Source organism: Bathymodiolus japonicus methanotrophic gill symbiont, assembly GCF_019721995.1.
Lineage (GTDB): Bacteria > Pseudomonadota > Gammaproteobacteria > Methylococcales > Methylomonadaceae > Methyloprofundus.
Genome location: NZ_BLYC01000025.1, coordinates 16,657 through 40,576 on the forward strand (window position 1 = coordinate 16,657; position 23,920 = coordinate 40,576).

At 37.5% G+C, this 23,920-nt stretch carries 26 protein-coding genes; 6 read left to right on the plus strand and 20 right to left on the minus strand.

Annotated features, from left to right (window positions below; genetic code table 11):
- On the plus strand, positions 1 to 507 hold the full coding sequence (locus K6984_RS21775; RefSeq protein ID WP_221897410.1) for a hypothetical protein: 507 nt from the start codon (positions 1 to 3) through the stop codon (positions 505 to 507).
- On the opposite strand, the gene K6984_RS21780 is transcribed toward K6984_RS21775, so the two are convergent.
- The 8 genes from K6984_RS21780 to K6984_RS21815 form a co-directional block, all read right to left on the minus strand.
- A complete protein-coding gene (locus K6984_RS21780) occupies positions 504 to 848 on the minus strand; it encodes a hypothetical protein (protein ID WP_221897411.1) in 345 nt (114 codons plus the stop codon). The two genes, K6984_RS21775 and K6984_RS21780, sit on opposite strands and share 4 nt — an antisense overlap.
- A 12-nt stretch (positions 849 to 860) precedes the next feature.
- Positions 861 to 1,112 (minus strand): hypothetical protein, encoded by a 252-nt coding sequence (locus K6984_RS21785; protein WP_221897412.1) that lies wholly within the window; start codon positions 1,110 to 1,112, stop codon positions 861 to 863.
- A 96-nt stretch (positions 1,113 to 1,208) separates the two neighbouring features.
- Entirely contained in the window at positions 1,209 to 1,796 is a 588-nt protein-coding gene (locus tag K6984_RS21790; protein WP_221897413.1) for a hypothetical protein, read from the minus strand.
- 4 nt (positions 1,797 to 1,800) lie between these two features.
- Positions 1,801 to 2,592 carry a BstA C-terminal domain-containing protein gene (locus K6984_RS21795; RefSeq protein ID WP_221897414.1) on the minus strand — a complete coding sequence of 264 codons (792 nt, stop codon included), beginning with the start codon at positions 2,590 to 2,592 and terminating at the stop codon, positions 1,801 to 1,803.
- A 577-nt stretch (positions 2,593 to 3,169) separates the two neighbouring features.
- Complete coding sequence (locus tag K6984_RS21800; RefSeq protein ID WP_221897415.1) at positions 3,170 to 3,520, minus strand: hypothetical protein; 351 nt, start codon at positions 3,518 to 3,520, stop codon at positions 3,170 to 3,172.
- 455 nt (positions 3,521 to 3,975) lie between these two features.
- Complete coding sequence (locus K6984_RS21805; RefSeq protein WP_221897416.1) at positions 3,976 to 4,758, minus strand: RHS repeat-associated core domain-containing protein; 783 nt, start codon at positions 4,756 to 4,758, stop codon at positions 3,976 to 3,978.
- Positions 4,758 to 5,606: a hypothetical protein gene (locus tag K6984_RS21810; protein ID WP_221897417.1), complete on the minus strand. Its 849-nt coding sequence runs from the start codon at positions 5,604 to 5,606 to the stop codon at positions 4,758 to 4,760. Before K6984_RS21810 ends, K6984_RS21805 begins: the two co-directional genes overlap by 1 nt.
- Positions 5,603 to 6,535 carry an RHS repeat-associated core domain-containing protein gene (locus tag K6984_RS21815; RefSeq protein ID WP_221897418.1) on the minus strand — a complete coding sequence of 311 codons (933 nt, stop codon included), beginning with the start codon at positions 6,533 to 6,535 and terminating at the stop codon, positions 5,603 to 5,605. Before K6984_RS21815 ends, K6984_RS21810 begins: the two co-directional genes overlap by 4 nt.
- A 151-nt stretch (positions 6,536 to 6,686) precedes the next feature.
- On the opposite strand from K6984_RS21815, the gene K6984_RS21820 reads away from it, so the two are divergent.
- Positions 6,687 to 7,025, plus strand: a complete 339-nt coding sequence (locus tag K6984_RS21820; protein WP_221897419.1) for a hypothetical protein — start codon at positions 6,687 to 6,689, stop codon at positions 7,023 to 7,025.
- Positions 7,026 to 7,062: 37 nt separating this feature from the next.
- Here K6984_RS21820 and K6984_RS21825 read toward each other — a convergent pair whose 3' ends face one another.
- Genes K6984_RS21825 through K6984_RS21880 form a run of 12 tightly spaced genes read right to left on the minus strand, consistent with a single transcriptional unit; the run spans position 7,063 to position 18,089 of the window.
- The gene (locus K6984_RS21825; protein WP_221897420.1) at positions 7,063 to 7,902 is read right to left on the minus strand and encodes a hypothetical protein; all 840 of its coding nucleotides are present in this window, start codon (positions 7,900 to 7,902) and stop codon (positions 7,063 to 7,065) included.
- Between the two features lies 1 nt (position 7,903).
- Positions 7,904 to 8,938, minus strand: coding sequence for an RHS repeat-associated core domain-containing protein (locus K6984_RS21830; RefSeq protein ID WP_221897421.1), 1,035 nt, complete (start codon positions 8,936 to 8,938; stop codon positions 7,904 to 7,906).
- A complete protein-coding gene (locus tag K6984_RS21835) occupies positions 8,925 to 9,314 on the minus strand; it encodes a hypothetical protein (RefSeq protein WP_221897422.1) in 390 nt (129 codons plus the stop codon). The genes K6984_RS21830 and K6984_RS21835 overlap by 14 nt, the downstream gene beginning before the upstream one ends.
- Entirely contained in the window at positions 9,283 to 10,677 is a 1,395-nt protein-coding gene (locus K6984_RS21840; protein WP_221897423.1) for a hypothetical protein, read from the minus strand. The genes K6984_RS21835 and K6984_RS21840 overlap by 32 nt, the downstream gene beginning before the upstream one ends.
- Positions 10,640 to 13,024 (minus strand): FG-GAP repeat domain-containing protein, encoded by a 2,385-nt coding sequence (locus K6984_RS21845; RefSeq protein ID WP_221897424.1) that lies wholly within the window; start codon positions 13,022 to 13,024, stop codon positions 10,640 to 10,642. The genes K6984_RS21840 and K6984_RS21845 overlap by 38 nt, the downstream gene beginning before the upstream one ends.
- Complete coding sequence (locus tag K6984_RS21850) at positions 13,014 to 14,093, minus strand: SpvB/TcaC N-terminal domain-containing protein (RefSeq protein ID WP_221897425.1); 1,080 nt, start codon at positions 14,091 to 14,093, stop codon at positions 13,014 to 13,016. Before K6984_RS21850 ends, K6984_RS21845 begins: the two co-directional genes overlap by 11 nt.
- Before the next feature lie 10 nt (positions 14,094 to 14,103).
- Positions 14,104 to 14,955, minus strand: a complete 852-nt coding sequence (locus tag K6984_RS21855; RefSeq protein ID WP_221897451.1) for a hypothetical protein — start codon at positions 14,953 to 14,955, stop codon at positions 14,104 to 14,106.
- 1 nt (position 14,956) lies between these two features.
- On the minus strand, positions 14,957 to 15,817 hold the full coding sequence (locus K6984_RS34515) for a hypothetical protein (protein WP_263458833.1): 861 nt from the start codon (positions 15,815 to 15,817) through the stop codon (positions 14,957 to 14,959).
- Positions 15,817 to 16,023, minus strand: coding sequence for a crAss001_48 related protein (locus K6984_RS21865; protein WP_221897426.1), 207 nt, complete (start codon positions 16,021 to 16,023; stop codon positions 15,817 to 15,819). The genes K6984_RS34515 and K6984_RS21865 overlap by 1 nt, the downstream gene beginning before the upstream one ends.
- Positions 16,024 to 16,054: 31 nt before the next feature.
- Entirely contained in the window at positions 16,055 to 16,690 is a 636-nt protein-coding gene (locus K6984_RS21870) for a hypothetical protein (protein ID WP_221897427.1), read from the minus strand.
- Entirely contained in the window at positions 16,687 to 17,304 is a 618-nt protein-coding gene (locus tag K6984_RS21875; protein ID WP_221897428.1) for an RHS repeat-associated core domain-containing protein, read from the minus strand. The genes K6984_RS21870 and K6984_RS21875 overlap by 4 nt, the downstream gene beginning before the upstream one ends.
- A complete protein-coding gene (locus tag K6984_RS21880; protein ID WP_221897429.1) occupies positions 17,301 to 18,089 on the minus strand; it encodes a hypothetical protein in 789 nt (262 codons plus the stop codon). Before K6984_RS21880 ends, K6984_RS21875 begins: the two co-directional genes overlap by 4 nt.
- 54 nt (positions 18,090 to 18,143) lie before the next feature.
- Here K6984_RS21880 and K6984_RS21885 point away from each other — a divergent pair, with 54 nt between their 5' ends.
- The 4 genes from K6984_RS21885 to K6984_RS21900 all read left to right on the plus strand — a co-directional run bounded on the left by K6984_RS21885 (position 18,144) and on the right by K6984_RS21900 (position 23,766).
- Complete coding sequence (locus K6984_RS21885) at positions 18,144 to 18,491, plus strand: hypothetical protein (protein ID WP_221897430.1); 348 nt, start codon at positions 18,144 to 18,146, stop codon at positions 18,489 to 18,491.
- 13 nt (positions 18,492 to 18,504) lie between these two features.
- Entirely contained in the window at positions 18,505 to 20,865 is a 2,361-nt protein-coding gene (locus K6984_RS21890) for a hypothetical protein (RefSeq protein WP_221897431.1), read from the plus strand.
- A 281-nt stretch (positions 20,866 to 21,146) separates the two neighbouring features.
- Positions 21,147 to 22,022, plus strand: a complete 876-nt coding sequence (locus tag K6984_RS21895; protein WP_221897432.1) for a hypothetical protein — start codon at positions 21,147 to 21,149, stop codon at positions 22,020 to 22,022.
- Positions 22,023 to 22,155: 133 nt separating this feature from the next.
- The gene (locus tag K6984_RS21900; RefSeq protein ID WP_221897433.1) at positions 22,156 to 23,766 is read left to right on the plus strand and encodes a hypothetical protein; all 1,611 of its coding nucleotides are present in this window, start codon (positions 22,156 to 22,158) and stop codon (positions 23,764 to 23,766) included.
- Positions 23,767 to 23,920 lie beyond the last annotated feature (154 nt).

Consider the following 23,920-nt stretch of genomic DNA (forward strand, 5'->3'; position numbering starts at 1 on the left):
ATGTCAGTAACAAGAACAAATTGTGTATCGGGTCCATATATTGGTAATGGAACTCAAACGTCATTTCAGTTTGGATTTAAAGCCTGGAAGAAAGAAGATATTATTGTCTACTATAGATTTAACTCAGGACCACATTCTGGTAGACAAGTGATAATAAATCAATCTGATTATGAGGTGGTTTTTAATGCTTCCGGTATTGGAGGAACAGTTAATGAAAGGACTACTTTAGCTCCATCGATTGGAGATGAATTACAGATTGAAGGTAACTTTGCGCGTAATCAGTTATCTGTTTTTAATAACCAAGAAGCTTTATATCCAAAGACTATTGAACGTGCTTTGGATAGGTTGACATTAATAGCTCAGTACTTGAATAGAAAGGTTATTAAATGTATTCATTTACATACTATGACAGATGATACTATTAACCTACAACTCCCCCCACCAGAAGCAGGGAAAGTAATAGGTTGGAGTGCAGACGGTAAGTCCTTAAAGAACTATGACCGTTAATGATTAGTACATACTTCCTTTTCAAGTGTTTTAATAGATGTAATTACAGTTGGAAGATAAGTACAAACATCTCCTGATTTTTTAATATCTTCTAGAACTTCATGAAGAGACTTAGCCCATGCTGTACCTAAAGATAAAGGAGTTGTAATATCTTCTGGAGGGACTGGTGGACAATAAGTCTTATCAATTGCTTCAAGTAGTGTAATCAAGATGCAAACTGCCTTACAGGCTTGGTCAACTGTAATCTCTACATCTTCTGCAACTCCTTCAATAAAAGACTCAGGAGCTAAGCATTTGATAGCGTGTTGTACTGTTTCAATTTCTGATTGGATATTTTTCATTTTATTTCCTATTTAATATTTATTTTGTGAATTAATCATGTTATGTATTTCATGAACTGATTCTTTCACTTGAATTGTATCTTTAATATTATTAAAATTAATCTCTGATCCTGGATATTCTGCTCCAAATTTCTTGTCACTCATAAGTTTTCCATCTGTAATAGAAAATATACTACTTATGATTAAACATGTTTTATGTTTTGAGTAAACAATATTTAATTCATTGTAATGTGTTGCTTTTGTAACTAAAATTGATTGTTTCATATAAATTAATACTCCTATTTTAATAATTGAGTTAATCTGTCTCTTCAGTACAGCGTAATTAATCACTGTAGACGCCATCACGGCGTTTCGACTTGGTTAGCAAAGACCATAGTTAATTCTACATGGTGGATATTTGGTTGAATGACTAGCTTGGTAAATAATAGCTTGTAAGTCAACTGGTGATAATTTTGTATATATTTCAGTATATGGAGCCATTATTATTTTAGACCCAGAACCATCTTCCTCTATATATTCAATTTTGTTTATATTAATTCTGATACCCATATTAAAAATATTAGGTTTATAATCTAGTATAGATATAAAAACAGGTGTTTCATATAAACTAATATATGAATTATCTTTTTTAACGCATGAATCCTTTGATTTATTACAGTCATTACTTAAAATAATTTCCATTAAATTTTCTAATGAAACATTGACTTCTATATTATTTACTTCATTTAGTGCGCTCATAAAATATATCGCTTGATAAGCAATAGTATATTCTATATATAGTATCTCATTTACATTTAACAACCTACCATCAATAAGTTTGAAGTTTGGAGCATGAACTGTCTGAACGTATCGTGAACCAACTGTGTCATCTGCAGGTATTGATGATGGTTTTGATATAACTATTGATGATGTTAAAGCAAGTGCTAATGCAATTAATAATTTATTCATAATTTTAGTTAAGACTTTTTGGTTTTGATGCGCAACTTAGTATACTAATAATTTCATCTGTAGATACTTTTTTTCTCTTTAAGTATTCATGTAAATGATTAACTATATATTCATTTTTAAACCACCATCTGAATTTCTTTAGGTGTTCAAATGAATAGCAATATGCTTTTTGTGGATTTGATTTTGATTGATTATAGCTTTCAGGGTAAAAATGAAGGTATTTTATTTTTACATCTGAACAATTATCATCTAAACGATTATGTTTATAAAACTTAGACCAAGTTTTACCAACTGATATATCAGGTATAGCATTCTTAGGAAATCCAATATCTGAGCAATGCAATAGGTGAATTAGTTTAGTGGTTTCTTCAAACACACTGAAATACCCATCTGGAACAGAACCTTCATTACATAACATTCTATCAAGAATATGTTTGTCGCGTTTAATTGCATTTTCTTGTTTAGTAGATACGTTGAAGTAGCTGTCCTCCATTTCCTCCCACAAGTCCCACGCTTCATCAGTCCGAAGTAGTTTAGATAATCTAGCACAACCTCGTTCAGTCCATACTTGTAATCCAGTATTTCCTTTATAATCAAATACTTCCCCAAGTGTACTAGTAGTACACTTGAGATCTTCATGACTTACATTGAAAAAATGCTTACCTTCAATAAATTTTTCAGGGTTCTTTTGTAGGTTTCCTTGTAATGTATTCTTAGAAGTACCAAGAAATTTAGCTAGAACATCAAGAGTTGCAACTGTTTGGTTATTGTATTGTGGTGCTGTTAATTCTTTCATCTTTAATCCTGTTTTTTAATTGAGTACATATTATACCACATTCAGTTGGCTAGACATCGACAACCAGCATTATCTATTCTAATACCTTGAAATCCAGTGTCGCACTCTAAGCTATTGATTATTAACTACTTAATGCCTTACCGCGACACTGCGACACTGGATTCCAGAAACTTTTATTTTTTTTATTTTCTTGTCGCAATTAAGGGTCAATATCAATGACTTATCTAATCCCTTAATGATCCAGTGGAATATATTTCAGTGTCGCAGTAGTGGCGCAGTGTCGCGTTTTTGTATAATTATTGGTCAATTAGCGCGACACTGCGCCACTACTGATCCACTAGATTTAAGTGCAGTGTCGCACTCTAAGTTATTGATTGTTATTTATTTATAGAGAAACGCGACACTGCGACACTGAAACACCAAAGACTTTTATAATTTATAATTATATTAAATACTGTGGATTATAAGTATTATATTGTCATATAAGTCATTATATTAATTATAACACTGGTACTTTTTTCTTTCCTAGGAGTTTTCCGGAATCCAGTGTCGCAGTGTCGCGGTAGATTCCGAAAACCTACTTTTTTGCTTCCCATTTAATTTTAGTTTTATACTCTATGTAGTGGTCAATAAGTTCAGCTAGCATATCGTTTTCTGACTTACCGTTTTGGTTTGCTAGTAGTCTTATCTTAGCTTCATTCTCTAAAGTATTAAGTGATAATATCGAGTGATACTCTGCGAGCTTTTGAGTCTCTGATTGTGTTAATAGTGCGTTCTTTCTTTTAAGAGTTAATTCTTTGAAGGTTAGCTTATCTACAGTAACAGTTGTCTCTATCATTTTCTTGTACTCTGCCTGGCTGACGCTATCAGAGAAGTATTCCTCAAGTCCCATCCGAGCATTCATCTTTAATGATCTTGACATAGACAATAGCTGTTTTGCCTTGATCTTATTAAAGGCTGTATTGTCGTAAACCTCGACCCTTAACTCTTGACCGGTACCTGAGGACTTAATTACTGATACAAGCTTCTTAGTAGGGTCTAGTGGGCGTTCTGCTATAGAGAATGGAGCTATTGACTCTTTGTTTCAATAATGTGTCATCTTCACTTGATGCCATTTCTGCTGTAAGACTTTCAATGCTATCTACATAATTACTAGCAATCATATTACCAGTAGGGTCTGAATGAGTGATGATATTACCTGAGCCATAATTGTAATGGCTAGAGTATTGCTTCTTGCTGTCTTGAGTTAAGAACCTACAGGTCGTATGGCTTAAATGACGCGATTCTAGATAACTTAGGTTGCCTATATCATCTCTATCGATAAACATCCCAGCATGGCTGATACAGGGGGCTAATAATAATGCGTGGTATAGTTTCATGTGATTACCATTTCATATAGTGATCGACTAGTGTGTCTAAAATATCGCTATAGCTTCTTCCTGAATGCCTTGATATTTTTTGTATCTCAGTCTTTGTTGATTTATCTACATAATGCAATGTATCCCTGAACTTCTTGTGCTCTATAATATCCTCAATAGTTGCAGTGTTTCCTTTCACTGCTGCTACTACTCTTTTATACTCCATGTTGTTGTAGTACTTTGAGTTCTTTATTAATTCATGCAAATCGTATGTCTGTATTCTTGCTCCATGTAATTGCTTTTCTACTTGTTGCGTTACAGTTATGTTCATTGACTTATCAAGTGATATTAATTCCCTTGCTTTGCTTTTGTAGTAATCGTCCTGATTATCCTTTTTAAGCAGAATACCTACCTCGTCATTACTTGCCATGATGGCGTTCTTTATATTAGTTACATTAGCTCCTCTTCTCTTAGCTTTAACTTTCTTTTTATTTTCTGATATGAGTAAATCTTCTGGTTCACGTTGAGCCATCAGTTCATCATCACTTGTTGTCTGTTCATCTATTAACTTATCTAAATCAAAGCCAGGCATAAACATATTACCTGTAGGGTCTGAACTAGCGATAACATTCCCAGAACCATAGTTATAATGGCTATAATACTGCTTATAATCGTCCTGAGTGATGAAACGAGCTGTACCGTGGTTGATGTACCTATTACCTAGATACGTTAAGTTATCGATAGGTTGATGCCCTAGAAACGCACCTGACGTTATAATAGGTGCAAGCACAAGTCCTGTTATATCCATTATTCCCTACCTAGTAATTCATTGATTAATCGTTTTTTCATTTCTAGTGGGTCTACTTTATTTACTCTAGCTAAAGCATTTATTGTATCTTCTGTTTCAGGAGTATTATATTTATACAGGGCATGCTCTGCATTATGGATAATATCCTTGTCATACTCCTGCATTGTGTGTGATGTCTCTCTTTTCTTTGCATCAATGAATGCTCTAATCTTTCTTTCTGCAACACCCTCATATATTTCTTTCTGATATTCAGGTGATGGTACTGTAAGGAATCGTTCTGGCTGATTAACGAGTGCTGTAAGCTCAGCCTTTGATTCCATTGTTAATGACTGTCTGAATGAGAACAAACCTTTAGCCTTTCGAGTCGTGAACTGTTTTAGTATCTCTTGGTATTGTCTTTTGTTCTTCTCAACGTCAACCATAAGCACATGATGGTTATGTGCATAAGTTTCTTGCATCAGTTGTTCATACTCTGCATGAGTTGTTGCTAGGTTTCCATGGATAACTTCATTGTCAAACTTTAATGACTTAGATAGTAAAGGAACTTCTAATCTCACTAAATCTTCTTTGACAACTATTTCTGCATCTTCTACTACAGCCACTTGAGCATTACTTATCACATTCTCTATCTCCCACATCATCCCTGTAGGGTCTGAATAAGCGATAACTGAGCCATCCCCATAGGCATACTGGCTAGCATATTGTTTTGCTCTGTCCTGAGTAATAAATCGTGATGTGCTATGACTCATATATCTAGCGTTTAGATAACTAAGATTGCCTTCTGATTGATTACCTAGGAAAGCACCTGTCGTTACTATAGGTGCAAAGACTAATGGTATTATATTCATCTTGGTTTTGGTGGTGGTTTAGGTTGAGGTACAGGTTTTGGTTTAAGCTCGCTATATATTTGTGGTGCAAACGAGAGTCCTCCAAAGAATATAAGCTCCTTACCACTCTTTATGAGACCAATAACCCTTTTAGCCATACGCATAGGGAGTGAGTCTTTCTTTTCAGGTTCTTTATCAGTAGCCTTGTCTTTGTCGCTATCTTTCTCTTTATCTTTCTCAGCATTATTTTCCTTCTCGCTTTTATTTTCATCACCTTTAGTTTCAGTTCCATCATCATCTGGTGGTTCAGAGTCGTAACCTTCATCTGTTTCATGTTCTGGAGATTTCTCTTTAAAAGAGTTATCGGTTTCTTTAGCATCTTTATCACTATCCATTTCTCTTGGGTCATTTTCTTGGCTATCAAGATTCATATCTGAACCTGTCTCTGCGCTTTGCATTCCGTCGGACGAATCGACACTGGTTACAATTTCATTGGCTAGAGACTCTGTATTATCTACTGCGCTTCCGGCTGTATTTGCTGCGCTTGATAACCCTTCTGCTGTTGATGCAACACTTTCACTTGTTAATGCAGTGATCTCATTTACTTCACCCTCAAGCAATGGAGCTGCTGCACCATCAGATACAATTGTTATAATTATTGTTGCACCTATCCCTAGTCCAGCAATAGCTTCTGTTATGATGCTTGCAAGGCTGAATGCCTGTCCTGTAGGGTCTGAGTACTTTATTGGATTCCCTCTGCTGTAGTCGTAGTGAGAGTATCTTTTCTTTAGAGGGTCTTGAGCAAGGAACTTACCAAGCTTATTGGAATAGCATCTGTACTCCATGCACGTTACGCTTGTTCCGTCAATACTATCTTGATCTATAAACCTTGCCGCCATAGATGGTTGCATTGCTATTAAAAGCAAAGAACCTGATATTATCTTATTCATTGTTTTATATAATAAAGTTTATGTTAAATGTAGTCTATTGATATTTCACCTTGTACCATTCTTGGAATGTTAGTTATAATACTCTGCTGTTTTGTAGAGTATAAATATAAGACAGAATAAATAATTAAATTAATTAAATATAGGAACAAATATGAAAAAAGTAATAACAGCATTGGTAGCATCCTTTATCATGTCATTATCTTTAAGTGCTTTTGCTGAGGATGATGGTTACCATTACAGATACTCATGCGCAGAATCAGACCCTGAGTTTAAAGAAGTAAAGCAGATTTATATCTATAACCATAATACATTATATATGGCTGATGCAAATTCTTTCATTGCTGACACAGAAAACTGTTCTGTAGTTGCATTTATTAATGATATTTCTCAGGATAATGAGTGGGTCTTTAATGATTTTATGAAGGAAGTATTTGATGAAGCTAGGACTGTTGATGTACCAACCTACATAGAACTAAGACTTAATGAATAAAATAAATTAGTTCTCTACATTGATGACAAGGACGTTGTCAATGATGTAGTAAGAAGTAAAGCCCTGTAAATCCACCTCCAAACACAACCACACCAATACCCGCTCCAATCAAATAGCCCTTAGCTGATTCTAGTCTTGAAGCTCTTCTCTCTAGTCCCTCCTCAATCATTCTTGCACGAACCTTTGCTTTTACCTCTTGTCCAATATCAGCACTCAATGACTCTCTAAATACTTTATACATACCTGAAGTGTTCTTTGGTCTATATCTTGCTGAGTTAGTCTCTAATGATATTTTATCCTCTATATTATCAAGAGTTGATTCATGCCATCCTATGCCCTTGCTTAGTGCATTCTTAACCTGTTCATTACGCATACCTAAATGACCTTTACTATCTTTATAGTCTCCTGAGCCTTCGCTTTGAGTACCTTCATAGTTTCTATCTGTCTGTATCCATGAGTGAATATCTACCTCACTTGATGACCTTCTATGTGAAATATCATTATCTGCTTGTATGTATCCACTATCAGAGTCCTTTGCATTGCGTTTTTTATTACCAGATTTCTGTTTAGTTATATCCTCAGTTATTAATTTACGTTTATCTTCTAATGGATGTGATTCGAATACATCAAGGAAACCACTAGCATCTCCTGCCTTCATATTCCCTGTAGGGTCTGAACCATAGATAACTGAACCATCACCATATACATATTGGCTAGCATACTGCTTCATAGCATCTTGAGTAATGAACCTCGATAACTTATGGTTATGATACCTGTTATCAAGGCTCACCAAATCCCCATAATAAGGACGGTCAAGAAACTGCGCCCCTACACTTATTGACGGAGTTAAAAGAAAAGGGATTATTTTTTTCATCATACTAAGTACAAGGGTTATCTATAGTTCTAACACAAGGAGGAGGAGTAGGTGCAGGTGCTTTCTTATTACCTACAAGCTCTACAATACCGAATATAGCGCCACCAGCAACACCTAGAATTCCAACACCTATAAGCACACGATTACGTATTTTATGATTTGTAGGCGCGTCATCATATTCATACTGGTCATTTTCAATACCAACATTATTAAACGTGTCATATCCATCTGTTCCACTAGATGGATTACCAGCAGCAAGTCTATCGGTTTCAATCCTGTTGAATGTTGCGCCAGAATTAAAAACAAAGCCATCTCTCATTCCAGTTATTGCAAAACCACTTATTGGGTTATTTTCAAGAAGACCAGTCCTACTGTTAGCACTTCTACCACTGCTACCACTCTTATTAGAGCCAGCACGACCACGTCCTTGTCTTTCATTATGTATCTGTCCATGATCTAGTTCATCAGCTCTAACAATGACTAGCTTACCTTTATCTAAAGAAGCATCCGTAGCAGGCTTTGTTGGGTCTAAGAACTCTGTCAAAGGATAAGTTTCTTTAGGACCATTACTAGATTCAATAACGGCTTTACCTTTAGATGAACCAGTCTTACCAACCCTAGCAGATTTTTGAAATGGCTGTTTTGGTATAGCACCCTTAACATCTTCTTTATTAATATTTCCTTCAAGTGTATCAGCCACGTCTTCAAGAACTTCAATTACAGCAGCAGCTTCACCACCTTCTGCACCTCCAGGGTGTTTTTCTGCTGGAGCTATCTTTTTCTTCTTATCACCACCAGTAAGACCATAAGGGTCTGAACTAGCTAGAGTATTACCATTTAAATAGTTATAGTGTGAATGATATTGCTTAAATCCATCCTGTGTAATGAAACGCCCCAGAGAGCGCGAATAATGACGCTCTCCAAGGTGTGACAAGTTATGTATAGACTCAAGACCGATAAATCTTGAGCCTACATATTCAGCATTACAGTTGAATGAATAAGCAAGGAATATTAAAAGTCCTAACTTATTTGATTTCATGTGATGTTCCGTAAGGTTCATACTCGAAGTTTGATGTTGGCTTAATAGTTGAACTGTCAATAGTCATTAACTGACTGTTCAAATTATCAGGGATAACATAATCACTTGTTCCATCAGGATTAACAACTAATAAAGACTGCTTAAAAGCCTTGATACGTTTAACTGTACCTTGTTTACGTATCTCGTAGCCGTTATCAAGATAATATGCCAAGTCATCACTTACTTTGATCTGATTAAAATAACCAATGTTAGTGACTGACGTTCCATGAGTTATGCGTTCAAGTCTACCACTAGCTCCATACTCATAAGTCTCTTCACCATCACCTAACAGTCTTCCGTTAGCATCATACTTGAAAAGTAATAGGCTTACCTGCAATAACACCAGTTGCTAGTCTATTTGTCTTAGCTTCCATAACAAACGTATTAGCACCATTTTGAAGCAAGTTGTTATTAGCGTCATACTTGTACACTAACTTGCGTCTTGCGTTATCAGCAGTGACTAACCGGTTAAGTGCATCATAAGTGTAGGTAGTATCATCACCATTGTTTGACTTGGATACAATATTACCTGCTTTATCCCATGAGTACTTAACTACAGATACTGTCTTACTACCACTAGCAGAAGAGTCAACAAGAGTGCGACCCCAGCCATCAATAGTTTTAGTCATTGCCAGTTTCTTACCGTAAGAGATAAGTAATGGCTTAGAGTTAATACCATAGTTGCTAAAGCTTACTGTGCTTTTTTCTGGAAAAGACTTATCAGTTGATGCTTTATATTGAAAATTGCTCAACTCACCAGTCTTGTTATAGCTGTAGTTCACTAAAGACTTATCAGGGTAAGTAACAGAGAGTGGATATCCACCGTCATAGTATGTGTAGGCATAGGACTGTAGGTTTTTACCTGAAGAACTCCACACCTTATCTGATAGATGACCATCTTTGTTATAGTTCATATCAACCTTAACAACACCATCAGTCATACTTGTAAGCATACCTTGGTTAAATGAACCTTTAACAGCTGTGTCCCATGTGTAATCAATAACACTGTGTTGACCAACATCTGTACGTACACGATTAATGATTCTATCGTGAGCATCGTATGTATAGTCATTAGAAATACCACCTCGTGTATGCTTAATAAGCTTACCAGTTGCGCTATAGGTATAGTTCTCTTTGCCAGAATCAGGCGTTACATTCTCAATAAACTTTCTATTAGAGTCATAAGCTTTTGTAGATACAAGACCACGATAGTCAACCTCATTAACCAGATTACCTACCATGTCATAAGTACCAACAGTGCTTGTTCCATCGGCTTGAGCATTGGTTTTAGTACGCTTAACAAAGTCATGTGATTGAGTGTTTCTCACCACAACATCTTTAGACTTACCTGTAGGGTCATTAGCTTTATGAGTAACCGTAGCAACATCTTTAGAAAAGCTATGTAAGAACTGATTGATTCTATCACCTCTCACTTCTTGGGTTTTAATCCAACGCTTGTCATAAGATATTTGAATTACTTGAGCGTCTGCTTTATCAAAGTAAGGAGCAAACTTAGCTACAAGTTGTCCTGAGTCTGAGTCAAAACCAAGCTCACCACTGGTTAGAAGCTTATTGCCATTAGTTGTTGTAGTGTCTTTCCATACAGATGACTTGCCATCAACGTAACTCTTCTTGGTTAATACGCCTTTTGCAACAAAATTATCAACCGACTTGAATAGACCCTTCGTCATCAGAGCCAAAAGATACTGAGCTTACAGTGAAGTCATTAAGTTTTGTATTGATAACACTACCAAGACTATTAAGGTCATGTGTTGTAACAGCTCCATTAACAGAAGTGCTGCTCACTTTAGTTGCGAATCGTGGGTCAACAGTTGATAGAGTAACAAGTCCACCTTGATTCTGTTTAGATACATAACCGTTAGCATCGAAAGTTAAGTCTGTAACAACAAGGTTTTCTTTCTTAGGATACTTACCTGTTAAGTCGGTATAGTCTTTAGACTCTGTAGTCTGAATGACATTACCTTTCTTGTCATATACTAAACTCTTGGTTGCATAACCTTTGTTCTCACTTGAATAGACCATATCCATAATAGGATTGAATAGTCCATCAGTTGAGTACTGAGTTAATAACAAGTCAAGATCAGCATCTATTCTCTTATATGGAGCGTTGAATGCTTTATTACCTGCAAACGCATCACACTGAGTCTTATCAGTTGTAAACAGTGTTCCTGTCTTATCACCTATTGTAAAGATAGACTTACCACCATCATTAACTGTGTAACGGTAGCATTTAAACAGAGCTTCACCTCCAAGATATTGACTTGAACTCCATAATGGAACTCCCCACACACTATCGACTCCGTATGTGTATGTCTTCTGAAAGGCAATAGGTGATTCATTACCACTGTTTGAGTCCTGATAGGTTGTGCTTACCATTCCACTTTTATAGACAAGTGATACAGCAGGGTCTACCTTAGGATAACGTGGTATAGAGTTATAAGTGCTCTCCTTCTGAGTGAATGCAACACCAGTACTTAGTTGTCCAACTGTTTTGCTTAATATCTTTCCTCTTGTAGGATACGTATTAGAGTATCTTGACAAGATAAACTTATCTAAAGACTTGATAGACTCCTGAACTTTTGAGTATCCAGAGAACATCCAATCATGTCTATTGTAGATAGGAAACATATAGTCAAACGTATGAGCTACAGAGTAACCATAAGATGTACCTTTATTCTTAGTCTCTGAATAACCAGATGCTACCATTCTAACTTTACTTAAAAGTATGTTTGGATAGGTAGGTTGCTTAATGTTTGCATAGTCAACGAAAGGTGATAACTTCTCATAGTCAATGCCATAAACAAGTCCTGCTCCATTATCAATACTAATAAGCTCTTGTCTTGGTGGCTCGATAGTATTCATGAAAACACTAACATCTACTTGACCAGATTGCTGTGTAACACTTACTATTGAAGCTAAAGGATTATCACCCATACTTGATACAACATTACGAGTATGCGCTCCAAACGGATTGGTGCTTTTTCCTTTTGCAAAGGTATTACCTGTATGAATGAATGTATCAAAGTAAGTTTTTGTTGGGTCTTTAGGGTCACCATCTCCACCAAGATACTTTAATATATCTGGCTGACCATCACCATTAATATCAACAAATGTTGTATTGTGTGCATTTGCTTCATCTTCTCCAGCTTCTGTTAATGTAAACACTTGAGTAGTATTATCACCAACACCAGAGCCAGAAAGCATATCCCCGAACATATTACCTGTGTTCATGTAGATATTACCTGTAACTGGTTGAGTCTTGCTAAAGTTGAACTTAACTAAATCACTTAAACCATCATTGTTAAAGTCCAAGAACTTATAAGCTGGTAAGTCTTTCCAGTCTCCAGCACTACCCAGTGCAATATCCTTTGTTGAACCTCCATTAGGTGCAAGGAATTTACCCTGTCTATTATATAAAGGAGTGGCTAGGATACTGTCATCTGATTTTTTAAGTAAGAAGAAGTCTGATAATGTATCTTTGTCATAATCAGCAAAGTTGATTGACTGATCTACAGTAGGAATAACAGTGTTCTCAATCTGTCCATTAATGTCATCATGAGTAGGAAACCCACCAGCAACAGCAGCATAGTGAACAACAATATCATAAGTTGATGTAGGCTGATCTGTATGTGGCATCATAACTACAATGTCATGTAGTCCATCACCATTAATATCACGCCCTGTGTAAGTAGCTCGCATCTTACCTGTATCAACATACTTATTGCCTAGGTTCTGGACAATAGGGTCTGCATCAAAGTTAGGCTTACCAGCAGAGCTAAGGAAAGTTTTAGCATAAGCAATACCATCATCACCTTTAATTATCTTAACAAGGTCGTTTAAGCCGTCACCGTTTTTATCAAAAGCCATGAATGTAAAAGCATCCTCAGACTTATCAGTTGGTGAGAATCTACCCAACTCCATTCTGTCTTCTGCTAATGTAAGCTTGCCATCCTTATCACCACTAGCGAAACTGAACATAGCATTGTTGTTTTCATTACTGATAATACCAACACCATTATATCCCATCGCCGTATTTGTCCATAATAACGACTTTAACTCCATTCCAATCCTCACCATCAGATGGCATTGTTACAGTGTTATTAGCTACAAAATCAGGAACTCCGGGCTGATAGTCTTTATAGCCAAAAGTATGATCTAGGTATGACTGTTTTCCATCACCTGACGTTTTTGTTAGCTTGGTTAGCGCATAAGTATCAGAGAACTTGTCATACACAGTAGTCATGTCATAGTTAAAGACTGCTACACCTTTTAAATCCTGAGTAGTAATCTTTGATAATACTTTATCTGGTTTGAATGAATAACCACCCAGTCCAATTCTCTTTTGTTGTCTGTTAGTTTCAGACTTTGCAGTGTAAGTGAACAATACTTTTCTTGAGTCGCTCTTGTCTGCATTAAAGAAGTAATCTATTTCAGCAGGATACAGTACGTTTGTCTTGTCGCTAGGCTCGTAAGTGTAAGCAACTTGATTACCAAACTTATCTGTATGGGTTTTCATTCCCCAAATAAGAATGTCTTTGTTCTCAAATTGAACTGTTGAGTTAGCATCACCACCATAAACATCTATCGTTCCATCTGAGTTCTTAACCTCAAAAGAACATGGACCATCACCACACTTACCTTTAGCAGTGATAATGTATTTACCCATCAATTCACTTTGATATTGTGATTCATCAGCTCCATAATCACCTGCAATTACAGATAGTCTTGAGCCACTAAGGCAGAAACGATTGACTGCATAGTTATCAACACCCATGTTAATCATGATGTTAGACCACTTATTGTCTTGTCTCTTATTAAGTGAGCACATGCGGATAGCTGGTGAGCCATTTAAGCTCCAACCATTACCGACATAACTACCACCTGATTGTGAGTTATAAGACAATGATAAGTTAGGTTGTAATTTTGCTTTTACTGTTTCAATAGGAATACTGTACTTAGCAGCCCCCTTACCATCTACAGTGAACTTGCCTTTAATTGGCATATAAGGCGTAAAGTCATCAGCCCTTGATTGATACTGCATTGCCAGCAAAGGTATTGCTGAAAACAGTAGTAATATTGATTTTATATAATTCATTTATATTAACCTATTTAATAGTTATAGTTCCTACACTTCCAGAAGCTCCTGACGTTCCAGAAGCTCCTACTATTTGTCCAGGTGAACCAGACAGTCCACAATTCCTTGCTGTCTTAGAAGCTCTACCTATACCGCCTATATTACCTATACCATACCAATTCCCCTGTCCATATTTACCACCTTTAGCTGGGTAAGATTTACACAAAAATAAAGAGTTGTAAGCTGGTGGGACAGAGATTGTAACAACTCCACCGTCTCCACCATTGCCACCGTTACCACCGGAACCACCAAGTCCACCAAGTCCACCAGCGCCACCATTACCACCATTACTATTATAAGCAACGCATCCTGTATATTTACCACCATCGCCACCGCGACCACCATCGCCACCAAGTCCACCATCACCACCATTACCTCCGGCACCTCCAGCACTAATAGCGGTCATTCCATTCATAGCTTCACCGGATATTGCAGTGATCGTTATATTAAGGTTAGGGGAAGGTGAACCTTTCTCGCCATTCATTCCTTTTGAACCATCAGCTCCATTAGCACCAGCTCCACCATCTCCTCCGGGCGTTCCAGGCTCTCCACCACCGGATGAACATGTGGCGTTTGCTCCTGTTCCACCATGGTTACCATCTCTACCATGCTGTCCAGAAGCTCCATCAGCTCCTTTCTCACCAATCACTCTAATGAAAGGTGCAGCAGGATTTCCAGAGATAACAAGACTATCAATAGTAACAAATCCATCAGCTCTTACTTCAATGTAGCCTCCATCTTGAACAGTTACAGTTCCATAATGCTCGCTTACATGATCTCCTGTTAATACAAGTGGTGACTTCCCACTAATTACTTTATCCATTTTAAACCTCTGTTATGTTTATCTTACCAACAGCACCAGAAGTACCATCATTTCCATTTGTTCCTACTGTTTTTCCGGGCATGCCTGGTGTTGAACCTAACCCAAGACCATCTCCTCCGCCATCTATACCACCAGCACCACCTTGTCCTGCTAGACCTCCTCGTCCACCTAATCCAAGATTAGAGACTTTAAGTTCTGCACTGACTTTGCCTGTGTTGCTCTTAGGTACATAGACCGTAACATCTCCACCATTCCCTCCATTCCCTCCTGCACCACCATTAGCCCCATTACCACCATTACCGCCATTACCACCAAGACCAGAGTTGCAATGCTGAGTGCCACACGGCTGAACAATTCCACCATTGCCACCAGCTCCACCAGTCCCTCCTGCACCACCTTTTGAACCATTCGCACCTGAACCTCCTCTACTTTCTACTGAAATATCAATACTGTTAGTGTTTGTGATTGCTTTAATATCAATAATAACGGTAGGAGCATCAGCACCATTTAAACCACTCTGACCGACACGACCACAACCTGCATTACCAGCAGTTCCACCGTTAGCACCCTCTCCTCCTGCAACATCAACAGTTAGACAAGTACCTCTATCACCTACTCTTCCTTGCCAGCCATCACTACCATGCTTGCCATCTAGATACGGTGTTGCATCAACTCCATAAACACGTATGGTTGGCTCTGTTACTGACTTGATTACTAATTCATCAATGATTAATTTACCGTCTGCGCTTACTTCAATATAGCCACCATCATCAAGTGTAAGTTGCGATAGCCTTGCATTAACAAGGCTACCCCCTAACTTGAATGGCTTATCTTTAGTAGCCGTTATGCTAGGGTATGGCATTATTCATCACCAAAAGTTACATCAATATCTTCTGATTCATCAAGACTAATGCGCGCACTAAGTACCTTACTATAAGCTTCCATAAGTCTTAACTGCTTAATAATAAGTCGTTGCTTAAACTCTGGTAGTTGTTCGTATCTTTCTGTTTCCGAGAAGTCTGTTAATTTTATGATTTTCTCGACTAAGATTTCTTGTTCTGTAATCATTCTTTCTAGGTAGTGCATCATATTTTGTACCTTACTTTTTAGTTAATAAAATTGCTATCAGTCCACCTGCAACTATGAGCTGTAATGCAACAACACCAATAGTTATTCCAGCTTTAGTGCGTGCAGACCATTCTTTGTTCTCTTTCTTTACATTTTCTATCTTAACCTCTTTAGCGTCATAAAACTCAACATCTAATGATGTTTGTCTTGCCACTACCGGTTGTCTCACCTCCTTAGTTACTGGTTCTCTTTCAACGGTTATGCTCTCGAAGTCTCCAAACGAGAAGCTTATATTATCTGGCGTTATAATACTATTCTGTATGGTTGCTTTTGTTGCTTCATTAGGTGCATCAGTATGCTGTAAATCCTCAATTACTCCAGCACTTTCACTAGCTATTACATCATCAAGAAGTTTTATTGCATCGTCAACTACTTTATAGTTAATAGTTCCTGTAGGGTCTGATTCAGTTATTGGATGTCCACTACCATAGTTATAGTGGCTTGGGTATTGCTTATCAATGTCTTGCGTTAGAAAGCGTCCAGTTGCTAGTGACAAGTGTCTATGTCCCAAGTGAGCCGTTGACCCATCAAGCTCTTTATCAATAAACCTTGGTGATGCTATAGCCGTATTAGTCATGATAAGCAGTAAAGCTATGGTCTTCTTCATAAACTTTTAAGGTCTAGTGCTGCTAATATAATGCCTACAGTACCACCAATGGCTAATGCACCTATAACTACACCAAGTATTATCCTTCCATGTTGTGGCTCTACTGTTTTTGTGATTGTTACCTTGACCTTTTCAGGATTTCGTATGGTCATATCTTCTGGATGGTCTGCTTTAAAGTGTGGGTATATGTAGACTCCTTCTGCATAAGGATTTACATATAGCATGTTTGAAGTGACTATAATATCAGGTGAATTGCTGAGTAGCTTGCTATCTATTTCAGGCATTAGCTTAACTACATTCTCCATGATAGCGTTGGCTTTATCTTGTCCAGCTTCATTCAATAAGTCTTGGAAAACCTGTGTGAACTCTTCTATATTGAATAATCCTGTAGGGTCTGAATGAGCGATAACATCCCCAGAGCCATAAGCATAGTGGCTGGAATATTGCTTTTTAGGGTCTTGAGTTAGAAACCGTCCAGTTAATAATGAGTAATGTCTGTGATCTAGGTGGTAAACATTATTTGTATGATCTCTATCTATGAATCTTGGTGAGCTATAAGACTTGAAAGGTAGCAGGGTTATGCTTGCTATCAATAGATATGCTAATACTTTCATTTTCTATTCTCACAATTAGTGTGTCTACAAGGAGGGATATCATGACCATTTTTACCGTGGTCATCAGTTACAAGAACGTATATACCATAACTAGCGACACCTACAACAGAAGCAATAACCGCGGCAATTGCAACTTTAACTTCTGTACCAATTCCACTGTTAAGGTCACGAGCATTTTTATCTGTTATTGTTGAGTCACGTATCCCATCGGGTGTAATGCTTATAGTATCTATATCATGCTCTCTGTATTTTGCCTTTTCTCTCTTCTTGAACTCTTCATTTGCGTCAAAGTCTTCATAGCTTGTGTGTTTCTTATTACTATCATCACTTTCAGCCCCGCTATCCCTTGCATAGCCATCATAAAAAGACTCATCTTGAGATGGTTTTGGGTTCTGCCATACTGGTTGAGAAACTATATCATCTACAGTTGTTAGTTCTTTAGAGAATCTATCTGGCATTAGCTTGATTATCTTCTCTTTAATTTTAACTGCATCCTTCTCACCCATTGCTGTTAAAGCATCACCAAGGCGTTCTGAGAACTCTGCAAAATCGAATACATTTCCTTTTGGGTCTGAGTGAGCAATAACTAATCCATTACCGTAGTTGTAGTGGCTAGCGTATTGTTTCTTTATATCTTGAGTTAGAAAGCGTCCAGTAACTAAGGATAAGTTACGTTGTCCTAGATGGGATACATTAGAAGTCATATCCGAATCAAGGAATCTAGGGCTTGCGTTTGATATTAAAGGAATTAATATTGCAATTAAGCTTAAAAATATTCTATTCATCTATATTATTATGTATATAATGGATATAACTAAACCCTATCATAAAAGAAAGTAATGGCAAAATTATTTATTGAAACTTATTCTCGTTTGAGTGCTGCTTATGGTTCACCTATGCCATTAGCTCAGCAACCACCTATGCGAGCCACTGAGCTAACTATTCCTACTAATGCAGCAACTCAACCAAGCTGGGTAATTAATCGTGGTGAGTTAGTTTTAAGGGTATTACCTCGCGCTCACTGTGCTATCTTTCTAAGAACTTGGGCAGAAGGTACAGCAGAAACTACAGCAGTCGACCATCCACTAACTACACACACTGAGAACGCATCAGAATACATATCCATGCCAGTTAGAGAAGGTAATAATTTTAATTTGAAGCTGTTTGTAAGGAACGACTTGTCTTAAAGGAGTATATATCATGGCAGTATTGAATATTACAACCAATAAAACTAGAGCTGAGATGGTTACTGAGCTTACTAACTGGGCTAGTGCTACCAAGGTTGGTGGAAATGACTATGTATGGTCATGTACAGATCATATCTCTGTTCAAGCAGAGATAGATATAAGTGGATTTACACTTCTGTTTGCTAATGACCTAAGGATTGTTGCAAACCCTGGGGGAGTAATTACCGTATCAGGTAATATATTCAATACATACACTAGGAAAACATCCATATATTTAACTCATACAGCATCCTCAAGAACAGCTTTTGAGATGGTAGCTGGAACTGGACGATGGGTAGGAAAAGGGGCAACATTTTTACTTGATGGTGGTGACCTAGCATTTGATAGTGCTACTTCTGTTACACAGTTATATGATGTGGATATAATTGGTATAAGGACTACATACGCTACAGAAGCAAGACTGGGTGTAGCACCTACTGGTGAGATTAACTTATTAAGTGTAACCGGATGTTCACTTCGTTTTAGGACTGGTAGCACTTACGGTAAAATATCAATGAATCCAGATGGTAGGGGGTTTATTTCAGGTGATAGACTTAACTCTACTAAGTTACTGGTTAATAGCACAACACTTGATGGTTTTGTTGTTCAGTCAAGTTCAGCAAGAAAGTTCTCAGTACAACCTTATACTGGCTCAACTTATACCCTTAACTTTAAAGATGGTTCAGTAGACCCAGACTTTCTGGTTGGTTATCCACAAGCATCTACAGCTATTTGTCAAATACAAAGAACCATAACACTTAAACCTACAGATACAGACAATAACAATGTAAGTGGGTTCAAGTATAGAGTATCGTCTAATAGAGTAGTCAATCCCGGTGGAACTGTAACAAATAACCACACTATAATTGAAAATCAAGATGGAAATTATAATTCAACGTATGTATTAACTGCATGGAGGGGAGTTAGACCAACTGGAAGTGGAACATATAATTCATTTAGAGATCAGACTATTGATAAGGATATGAGTGTTCAATTCAGAAAGTATGGATTAAGGGAGGCTTCATTCTCAGCTAATGAATATAAATTTGCTTTTAATGCTCCTGCTATTATGGCAAAAGATGAATTCACCAGCACTAACGCAGTCATATTCACAAACTATGCCAACGCCTCACAGTTCTACGACTCTATGCGTTCAGGAGCTGCAACCCACTTCACAATACCAGAAGATTTTATCACTACAGATGGTAAGGTGATAACCATTAAAACTGGCTGGAAATTAAAGCGTTCTGCAACTGCAACTGCAACTATTGTCGATCCAACACCTAAAGAGATTATACTTGATAAAGATAGTTTCATTGCAAAGTCAAATACAGGTGTCTTTCAATTCGATACCTTTGCTGGCTTTGTTGATGATACCGTTGCAGGTCATACTAACATGCGCTTTGCTAGAAATGATGGTAAAGCTAATCTAGTTATAGAAGTGGATTGTCAACCGGGTGTTTCAGACCCTAGTGTTGGTGTATGGCCATTCTCTCTTGACCCCAATGTGCGTACTGGTATTATTTATCAACAAGTGACAGGAACAGGGACTCAAAACGTTACATTCCTTGTAGACCCTGCTGTAAAATACTACGGAATAGCGAAAGGACATAAGTCTAACCAGTCAAAACCTTTTGTTATTGAACCTACAGGAGCGTTAGGAGCTACAGCAAAAATTAGTCTGTACCCATTTCAGAAGCCTAATGGCGATAATATACTACCTAACACATTAACAACTGCACAGACTAAAATTGCAGATATGTTTATTTTTGACTCTGGTCATGTAGATATTAGATTAGCTTCGGACTTCGCATCCGACCCAAGATGGAGTGCAACCGATAAGATATGGCAATTCACAGCAGATGACTTCATACCCATTGCATGGAAAATGGATAAGATTCTAACTGCTAAAGAATATCTATTAATGCCACAGATAATATTCATTAATGAAGGTGTATTACTGGTTAGTTCTGGTGCTTCTGCCGCTATACTTGAACAAGATGCTACAAACACAGCTACAGCAGGTGGTGAAATGAAGATGTCATTAACCACTATGAGTGTAGGACGCATAGGAGATACAAATGCACGAAATACTTTTATTGATAATTCCAATGGTACTATTGACGTTAGAAGCGGTACTCCTGTATCAGTTAGTGTCAATGGTGGTTTTACAGCATCGTCTGCAACAAAACTGGATGAAACGCATCAAAGGTTAGCACTTGACCCTGCAAAGCCATTAACTTCTAAACCCGATGGCGGTATAACATCTACTGGCATTACTATAACAGCCGTAACGACTGCGGATGATGAAGTTGTGCAGACAAGGACAACATAATGCCTGACGTTAATAACTCTAAAGCATTAGCAACTATAGGCGTAATAGCGAGCGATAAAGCTATATCTATGGCTAGCTTAGGGTTGTTCGGTATTTCATCACCAACTCCACCACCTCCTGGCATTCATGAGCTTATACCGCCAGGACTTTTAATTAATGTCGGAAGACTAATGAGCTAAGGATAAATATTATGATAGTTAAACATACACCACCATCAGGAATTTCACACATGATAGAAGCTGTGGTTCCTGCCGCTAAAGATGCTGATAACCCTGGTGTTTATGATTCTAGTTCAAACAAAAATGCCTGGAACTTTTTCAAGCTTCTTTATTTCTAGCATATCAGGAACAGATACAACATCAATAGATATGGATTTATATCATACTACTGGTGGAGCTCTGACAACTCCTTCTGTCTATGCTGATTTCCCAAAGCTTTTTGCAGGTGATAGCTTTATTAATAATGATGAGGGTAGATACGAGCAAAATGGTTTTGTTATGTACAACTCATCTTCATCAGAAGTAATAGTTGAAATAATGATTATGACTAAAGGAACATTCAGAAGACCTGGTTCTGGTGGGGGTGGTGTTGCTAAGCATGTAAGCATTGATGGAACAGCTAACGTAAAAGGCAATGTTGGTATAACTGGTAAGCCAGCTATAAGTATTCCAGACCCTGTGACTGTAACAGGTAAAGTATCTATTGATGGTGATATGCCATCTAAAGTTAAGATAGATGGTGCTGTTGCTCTCGCTCCTGATACAGCGGTTACTATTAAAAGCCCTGTAACTGTAACAGGTAAGGTATCTATTGATGGCACGCTACCGTCAAAAGTAACAGTTGATGGAGCTGTGGCATTAGCACCTGATACAGCAGTCACTATTAAAACGCCTGTTACTGTTACTGGCAATGTAGCAACAACAATAACTGGTAAACCTACGGTTACTATCCCTGACGTTGTTAATGTAAAAATGTCGTCCGGCTCTATCAATGTTGACCCTGTGCCTGTCGCTACAAACTTGCAGCCCACGACTGTTGTAGTAGGCACAACAATTATTAAGTTGATCGGTGCAAGACCTAAAAGAGCGAGTATGTCTATTCAATCAGATCATGGGAAACTCAGGTGTTGTGAAAATTCTATCAACTACAGATGCTAAGTCTATTTGTGGAGCATTAACGCCTAACAGTTCAGCATCGTTTTGACTTTACAGGTGAGCTGTACGCGGTAGCAGACCAAGATAATCAGACTGTTTACGTTTCAGAAACTTACAATAAATAAGGTAACTAATCATGCCAAGCTTTGCTAGCGGTTCAAGTGGCTCTCCTACATGGGACTCAATCTCAGACTTGAAGTCTATTCCTTTTGGAAATGTTACGTCGACTTTATTCAGCTTTAATAACTCAAAACCGATAGCATCATCAATCGTTTATATTGAGTGCGTAGAAGATGATATTGGCGACAGCAAAACTAATGTAGGGCAATATAGAGTGGGTGACAGAATTGTTTGTCCTACTCTTTTTTGCGTTAATAACGGTTCAACTACTAAGGTCGTAAATCCACAAGGTGGTGCTTTAACTCTACCGCGATCAGCAGGCGGTGACCTTGCAGACAAAATCAGTGGAGTTTTCACTATTAATACAACCAATGCTAATAAATATAAACTACGGTGTTTTGCTAGCCATAGTTCATTGCCATTGAAATCTGCTCGTCCATTCTTTGACGTTAAAATACCTGTGACTAATGCAGTAATGAATGCTCAGATAAAAAAGGATGGATTTATCACTATCCCGCATACTGAAGGCATAGCACCTGATATCGTAGAGATTAACTTCATCGTATTAAAGGCGTTCAATGGATGGGTAGTAGGCTCTGTTATACCGTTGAAACATATAGGCGGTGCTCAACCCCCATTATCAGGAATAACAACTGGCGTATGGACTGTAAGCGCTGATAAAACTAATGTTTATCTTGGATGCTCTTCTACATCTATACTTATCGCTTCAAATGATGGCAAGCATACTATTGTTGATTTGTTAGGTACAACGTTCTGTAGTATGGAAGTATGTGTTAGGAAGAAATACCCTAATCCTTATGGCGTTACATTCACCGAGAAAGCCATTAATACAGTGAACGACATGCAGAGCGAGAAAATTACAGCACCTACTAATAGTGGTGAAGTATTAAGCTACGACATGATACTGATTAATAACGGTACAGGCGTTACAGCATTCACCAAGGATGAAAAGATATATCTTAACCAATGTGGTGGGTCTATAAAAACAAACTTCTCTGAGGTTAGCAGGGCATTGACTTACGACCCTAAAGATAGACTTGTTAAGATGCTATCTACTCCACCAGTTAAAGATAAGTTGCAGTTCGCTTTATACGATAGAAAGACAAAAAAAGCTTTCGACGTTATGACAGATAAAGGTGGTGCAAACTGGACGTATGTTTTCAGGTGGACGTATGAGAATAACAACACACCTTATGACATTGATACTAGCTGGATGACTCTTCCTATGTACTCAATGAGTGAGCCACACTCTGTATGGGCATCTCAGGCTCTGAATGTATTTAATGGTAAGTTTATCGTTAGTTCAGTTGATATTCTAGTAAGAATAAGAACAGACTTTGCTACAGCAGCAATGCCGGCATTATCAACTTGGTGTACATCTAGCCTAAAAGGTGGCGCGCAGGGTGAGACAGAAGGAATGATTAAAGCATGGAATAACTTCTCGATTACTTATGACAATACTCATTTCAAGATTAATGATGCAACATCTAAGGACTGTATGACGCTACCTAACTATCTTAGCAAAGGTGCTCACCCAACAGATAGTGGACTAACATTCGATAATGCTATTGGACTTGTTGAATATAGAATAGTTGGGTACAAATGAAAAAACACCCTATATAAATTTAGGAATCTATATAGGGTGCTAAAACAGGAGTGATTACTGTATGAGACAGTAGGTTTATATTATACATATTTTTCTTTAATATACTAAAGAAATATTAATAAATATTAACTTTTCTTAACTTTTCTTAACTTTT

Excerpts from the sequence above, each read along its gene's own strand:
- K6984_RS21775 (WP_221897410.1), top strand. The coding sequence starts at position 1 with ATGTCAGTAACAAGAACAAATTGTGTATCGGGTCCATATATTGGTAAT.
- K6984_RS21780 (WP_221897411.1), bottom strand. The coding sequence starts at position 848 with ATGAAAAATATCCAATCAGAAATTGAAACAGTACAACACGCTATCAAA.
- K6984_RS21785 (WP_221897412.1), bottom strand. The coding sequence starts at position 1,112 with ATGAAACAATCAATTTTAGTTACAAAAGCAACACATTACAATGAATTA.
- K6984_RS21790 (WP_221897413.1), bottom strand. The coding sequence starts at position 1,796 with ATGAATAAATTATTAATTGCATTAGCACTTGCTTTAACATCATCAATA.
- K6984_RS21795 (WP_221897414.1), bottom strand. The coding sequence starts at position 2,592 with ATGAAAGAATTAACAGCACCACAATACAATAACCAAACAGTTGCAACT.
- K6984_RS21805 (WP_221897416.1), bottom strand. The coding sequence starts at position 4,758 with ATGGATATAACAGGACTTGTGCTTGCACCTATTATAACGTCAGGTGCG.
- K6984_RS21810 (WP_221897417.1), bottom strand. The coding sequence starts at position 5,606 with ATGAATATAATACCATTAGTCTTTGCACCTATAGTAACGACAGGTGCT.
- K6984_RS21815 (WP_221897418.1), bottom strand. The coding sequence starts at position 6,535 with ATGAATAAGATAATATCAGGTTCTTTGCTTTTAATAGCAATGCAACCA.
- K6984_RS21820 (WP_221897419.1), top strand. The coding sequence starts at position 6,687 with ATGAAAAAAGTAATAACAGCATTGGTAGCATCCTTTATCATGTCATTA.
- K6984_RS21825 (WP_221897420.1), bottom strand. The coding sequence starts at position 7,902 with ATGATGAAAAAAATAATCCCTTTTCTTTTAACTCCGTCAATAAGTGTA.
- K6984_RS21830 (WP_221897421.1), bottom strand. The coding sequence starts at position 8,938 with ATGAAATCAAATAAGTTAGGACTTTTAATATTCCTTGCTTATTCATTC.
- K6984_RS21845 (WP_221897424.1), bottom strand. The coding sequence starts at position 13,024 with ATGGGATATAATGGTGTTGGTATTATCAGTAATGAAAACAACAATGCT.
- K6984_RS21850 (WP_221897425.1), bottom strand. The coding sequence starts at position 14,093 with ATGAATTATATAAAATCAATATTACTACTGTTTTCAGCAATACCTTTG.
- K6984_RS21855 (WP_221897451.1), bottom strand. The coding sequence starts at position 14,955 with ATGGATAAAGTAATTAGTGGGAAGTCACCACTTGTATTAACAGGAGAT.
- K6984_RS34515 (WP_263458833.1), bottom strand. The coding sequence starts at position 15,817 with ATGCCATACCCTAGCATAACGGCTACTAAAGATAAGCCATTCAAGTTA.
- K6984_RS21865 (WP_221897426.1), bottom strand. The coding sequence starts at position 16,023 with ATGATTACAGAACAAGAAATCTTAGTCGAGAAAATCATAAAATTAACA.
- K6984_RS21870 (WP_221897427.1), bottom strand. The coding sequence starts at position 16,690 with ATGAAGAAGACCATAGCTTTACTGCTTATCATGACTAATACGGCTATA.
- K6984_RS21875 (WP_221897428.1), bottom strand. The coding sequence starts at position 17,304 with ATGAAAGTATTAGCATATCTATTGATAGCAAGCATAACCCTGCTACCT.
- K6984_RS21880 (WP_221897429.1), bottom strand. The coding sequence starts at position 18,089 with ATGAATAGAATATTTTTAAGCTTAATTGCAATATTAATTCCTTTAATA.
- K6984_RS21885 (WP_221897430.1), top strand. The coding sequence starts at position 18,144 with ATGGCAAAATTATTTATTGAAACTTATTCTCGTTTGAGTGCTGCTTAT.
- K6984_RS21890 (WP_221897431.1), top strand. The coding sequence starts at position 18,505 with ATGGCAGTATTGAATATTACAACCAATAAAACTAGAGCTGAGATGGTT.
- K6984_RS21895 (WP_221897432.1), top strand. The coding sequence starts at position 21,147 with ATGATTCTAGTTCAAACAAAAATGCCTGGAACTTTTTCAAGCTTCTTT.
- K6984_RS21900 (WP_221897433.1), top strand. The coding sequence starts at position 22,156 with ATGCCAAGCTTTGCTAGCGGTTCAAGTGGCTCTCCTACATGGGACTCA.